Annotated in this window: 2 protein-coding genes; both read left to right on the plus strand. The window is 69.4% G+C overall.

Features of this window, described 5'->3' with window-relative positions; all coding sequences use genetic code 11:
• Positions 1-746 (plus strand): phosphopantetheine-binding protein (locus tag WAW17_RS23970; RefSeq protein ID WP_422335391.1); only part of this gene is annotated, 746 nt, incomplete at its 5' end.
• Between the two features lie 19 nt (positions 747-765).
• On the plus strand, positions 766-2,879 hold a 2,114-nt coding region (locus WAW17_RS23975), incomplete at its 3' end, for a beta-ketoacyl synthase N-terminal-like domain-containing protein (protein ID WP_422335392.1).

Genomic DNA, 2,879 nt, shown 5'->3' on the forward strand with positions numbered 1-2,879 from the left:
TCACCTATCCCACCGCGCTGTTCGACGGGCGCACCATCGAGAATTTCGCGGACCTGTACCTGAAGATCCTGAACGGGGTGGTGACCGCCCCGGCGACTGCCGTGCGAGACACTGCCGTGCAAGACACTGCCGTGCGAGACTTCGACCTTCCACCTGCCGCACATCGGACGCCCGGAGCCGAAACGGTGAAGTCGGTGCTGGAAAGTCATCCGGCGGTGGGGCAAGCGGCGGTGCTGACGGCGTCGGCGACCGGGTCGGCAGGCGGGGCGGCGTTCTGGGTTCCGGCAGCAACGGCGACCGTGCTGCCCAGTGCCGAGGACCTGCGGTCCTTCTGCGCCGGCCGCCTGGGTACCGGCACGGCGCCGGAGGTGTTCATCGCTCTCGGTGCGCTCCCGATGGCCGGTGACAACGACGTCGACGAAGCGGCCCTCCGCGCACTGCTGCCCGTGGCCGCACCGTCGAGCGGATCGTCGCGGAAACACTGGACCGATATCGAGCGGTCTGTCGCGGAGCAGTGGGCGGCCGTGCTCGCGCACGACACGTTCGATGTGGGCGACGGGTTCTTCGACGTCGGGGGCAATTCACACCGCGTGGTCGAACTGCAGCTCCGCCTCGAGGAACGCTGGCCCGGTGCCCTGCGGGTGGGTCAGCTCTTCGATCTCGTCACCATCGAGGCGCAGGCCGCCGCCATCTCTTCCCTCACGTCCCCGGCCGAGGCGGCAGCCCCGGTCACCTTCGAGTTCTGATGATCCGCGGGAGGCCATCGTGACCAGCACGCGAGTGGACGCCGGCATCGCGGTGGTCGGGATCGCCGTGCGCTACCCGCAGGCGGCGACCCTCGCCGACTTCCGGGCGAATCTGCGTGCGGGGCGGGATTCGGTGCGTCCGATGTCGCGTGAGCGCGCCGCCGCCACAGGACTCGCCGCTCCTTCGCACTACGCGGAGACGGGGTATCTCGACGATATCCATACGTTCGACTATTCGTTTTTCAACCTGTCGAAGCGTGAGGCGTCGTTGATCGATCCCCAGCAACGCCTGGCTCTGATGCTGTCGTATCAGGCGATCGAGGACGCCGGGTATTCGGCGGCGACGTTGCGGGAGGCCACGACGGCGGTGGTGTTCAGTGCCGCGGCGTCGAGTTATCCGGCGGTGTGGGCGGAACCGGGCGTGCTGAGCACACTGGGAAACGTGCCGATGGCCGTCCCGGCGCGCATCTCCTACCAGCTCGGTCTCACGGGGGCGTGCTACGCCGTCGACTCCGGCTGCAATGCCTCGCTGATCGCGGTGCATCAGGCCTGCCGCGACCTCCGGGACGGCGATGCCGATTACGCCCTCGCCGGTGGGGTCAGCCTGCGGGTGAACGGCGTGTGGGCGAACACCGAGGGGGGTTCCACCGAGTTGATGTCGGCCAGTGGACGGTGCCGGGCGTTCGACGCGGGCGCGGACGGAACCGCCGTAGGTGAAGGCGGTGCGGCACTGCTGCTGACGACACTGGAGCGAGCCCGAGCCGACCGCGCTCCTGTCCACGCCGTGATCCGGTCGAGTGCCACCCTGCACAGCGGTCATGCCACGGCCACGATGAGTTCGCCCAGCGCCCGGGCACAGGAACGGGTCATCATCGAAGCCTGGAAGCGGGCGGGACTGCAACCGTCGGCCGCCGGCTATCTCGAGGCCCACGGTTCCGGCACACCACTCGGCGATGCGGTGGAACTGGAAGGCGTCGCCGCGGCGTTCGCGGAACGTCCGGGCACACTCCCCATCGGTTCGGTGAAGACCAACATCGGGCACCTCGATCACGCCGCCGGGGTCACCGGATTGGTCAAGGCGATCCTGAGCGTCGAGCACGGTGAGCTGTATCCGTCGCTGCACTACGTCAGTCCCGCCGGTGGAATCGATCTCGACGACGCCGGCATCGAGGTGCTGACGAGTGTGCGGCGATGGGAGAGCCCGACACCGCGCCTGGCCGGGGTGAGCTCGTTCAGCCTCGGCGGAATCAACGCGCACTGCGTTGTGGAGCAACCGCCCACCTCCGAGCGGGTTCCTGCATCGGCGAGCGACACTGCGGACAGACTGTTTCCCGTCTCGGCGCGCACCTCCGCTGCCCTGGCGATGCGCTGCACCGATCTCGTGGCCGCACTGCGCCGCAGCGACGCCGACCTGGACGACGTCGCGTTCACCCTCGCTCAGGGGCGTTCGCACCACGACCACCGGGTTGCGGTGGCGGCGCGCAGCACCGATCAACTCGCGGACGCACTGCAGTGGCGTGCGAGCACGATCGGCACGGAGACGGAGAACGGCCGGCGCCGGCCGCGGGTCGTCCTGCTCCTGTCTCCCGACCCCGTGGCGCCCGGACTACGTGGCCGAACGCTGCCCGCGGAACTCCGGGCCGCCGGAGCGGCCGCGGACATTCTGGCCGGGCAGATCGCCGCGCACACCCGGTTGCGCCGCTACGGGATCGGCATCGATGCGGTGCTGAGCGGGGGTGTGTCGCGGTACGCCGCCCGGTATCTGCTCGGCACGCTCGGCGAGGTGACTGCGGAAGAGGTGGCGGCTGCCGAAGACGACAGCGTCGACCTCGCCCGTTTCGTGGACGTGGCCGAGGGACTGCTCGATGACGGCCCGGTGGTGTTCGTGGAGCTGAGCCCCGAAGGCCGGCTCGGCAGGGCACTGGAGGCGACACCAGCCGACAACCCCGATGCCGACGTCCTCTTCGCCTCCGAGGGTGCCGATCCTCTGATCGCCCTCCTCGGCCGGCTGTACGAGCACGGAATCGATCTGGACTGGGCAGCACTCACCGCTCCGTCCGCGCGGCGAGTGCGGTTGCCCGGACACCCCCTGCTCGGAACCCGTTGCTGGTACGACCTTCCGAATCGTCCGCA

Origin of the sequence: Rhodococcus sp. (in: high G+C Gram-positive bacteria), assembly GCF_049286785.1 — a bacterium.
GTDB lineage: Bacteria > Actinomycetota > Actinomycetes > Mycobacteriales > Mycobacteriaceae > Rhodococcus_F.